Raw genomic sequence first — 2,033 nt, 5'->3', positions numbered from 1 at the left:
TACCCACATTATACATACTACAGAGGGCGTTTTTAAAAGCGCCCCCCTCTTTCCTCTTATTAAATTATCGGATGGAGTAAAATTATGAATAATCCTATCGCTATTACAAATAACACCATTAACGAAGAAAGCGTTCAGACAGTAAATGCACGTGAATTACATGTCTTTTTGGAGAGTAAACAAGATTTTTCTACTTGGATAAAAAAACGTATTATGACCTATGCTTTCCTTGATGGAAGGGACTTTATTCGCTTCCACAAAAAAATGGAAGCGAACAATGCCATAGCAGTAGAATACTATCTTACCTTAGACATGGCGAAAGAGCTTGCCATGGTCGAGCGTAATAAAAAAGGAAAGCAAGCAAGAGAATACTTTATCGAATGCGAGCGGCGTGCAAAGCAAGTTGTTACACCACAAATCGATTACTCAAGTCCACAAGTAATGTTAGGTGTATTAACTCATCTAAAAAATGAAAATGAGCGTAAACACATCATCATTGAAGATTTAAAACCAAAAGCAATGGCTCTGGAAAGCTTGCAACGCTCTGATGGGCTCTTCAGTCTTACTGAAGCCGCTAAAGTGCTCGAAATGCAACCAAACCAATTCATTCTCTTCCTACAGAAAAAGGATGGGTGTATCGACGCACTTTCGGGGATCGCTTATTGCCTTATCAGGATAAAATCCAAAAAGGACTAATGGATTGCTCAACCCTCACTATTCAAACCGAAAATGGAACTGAAAAAGTCATTCCTTCAGCAAAAATCACAACAAAAGGCATGGGGGTGCTGTCTCAAGAGCTTAAAAGACAAAGCATGCATTAAGAGGCTATCATTATGGAAAAGAAATATGAACTTACTGATGAAACAATCGAAGTTGGGGGCAAAACTCTCCACCGCATTCGCGCATTACGAGACTTTGGAAACGTCGAGAAAGGTGATTTAGGAGGCTATATCGAGAAAGAAGACAACCTATCGCATCGTGGTAATTGCTGGATTGGGGATTATGCAAAAGTCTATGGTTATGCCAAGGTTTTTGGTGATGCTAAGGTTTACGAAAATGCACAAGTTTACGGTTATGCACATGTTTACAACAATTCTCGTATTTATGGCAAAGCAGAAGTTTGCGATGAACCATGCATTTACGGTGATGCAGAAGTTTACGGTGANACGTTTTTGATAATGCAGAAGTTTATGGCAATGCACAAGTTTACGAAAAGGCATACATTTATGATAGGGCGCGTGTTTACGGCAATGCAGAAGTTTCCGGTGATGCGCATGTTTACGGTCATGCAAAAATTTACGGTGAAGCATGTGTATGTTGGGACGACTGGATTGATGGCGATAAAAGAATCTCAACTAGGTAACAAACCAGATGAAAAAATACGAATTTACTGATGAAAAAATTGTGTTTGATGGAAGAACTCTTCACCGAATTAGAGCCTTAAGAGACTTTGGATATGTCAAAAAAGGTGACCTCGGCGGTTTTATAGAAAAAGAGAGCAACTTAAGCCATAAGAGAGACTGTTGGATTTTTGGCAATGCACACGTTTACGGTGATGCCAAAGTTTATGATGATGCGCGGGTTTATGGGAATGCACGCGTTTATGACAATGCACAAGTTTATGATTATGCCGAAGTTGGTGGTGCTTCTGTTCGAGATAATGCCAAGGTTTTTGACTATGCGCGGATTTATGGGAATTCTGTTATAGGGGAAAGTGTACACGTTTACGGAAATGCTAAAATTTACAATCAAGCATATATTCGCTGTCGTGTAGACATTGCTGGAAATTGTAAAATTAGTGGCTCCACCCTAATCGTAGAACGTGAGAAATAGTAACCATGAAAAAGAAATACGAACTTACTGATGAAACAATTGAGTTTGATGGATACATTACGCTTTACCGCATACGTGCATTAAAAGATTTTGGTGATGTTAAAGCAGGCGACCTTGGCGGCTTTGTAGAGTATGAAGACAATTTAAGTCAAAAAGACGATTGCTGGATTTATAATGATGCCAAGGCGTATTGTTGTGCC

1 protein-coding gene and 3 pseudogenes are annotated in these 2,033 nt (G+C 39.3%); all 4 read left to right on the top strand.

What is annotated here, in order from left to right; genetic code table 11:
- Positions 1–84: 84 nt before the first annotated feature.
- Positions 85–821: pseudogene (locus tag ACFIK4_RS05465) on the top strand (antA/AntB antirepressor family protein).
- Positions 822–833: 12 nt separating this feature from the next.
- A pseudogene (locus ACFIK4_RS05460) lies at positions 834–1,363 on the top strand (hypothetical protein).
- Positions 1,364–1,371: 8 nt separating this feature from the next.
- Entirely contained in the window at positions 1,372–1,833 is a 462-nt protein-coding gene (locus ACFIK4_RS05455; protein ID WP_375675354.1) for a hypothetical protein, read from the top strand.
- A 5-nt stretch (positions 1,834–1,838) separates the two neighbouring features.
- A pseudogene (locus ACFIK4_RS05450) lies at positions 1,839–2,033 on the top strand (hypothetical protein); the annotation flags it as partial.

The organism is Bartonella sp. AP9QHHD (assembly GCF_042195625.1).
GTDB lineage: Bacteria > Pseudomonadota > Alphaproteobacteria > Rhizobiales > Rhizobiaceae > Bartonella.
The sequence above is the reverse complement of the archived record's forward strand: the minus strand, read 5'-3'. Positions and strand labels throughout refer to the sequence as shown.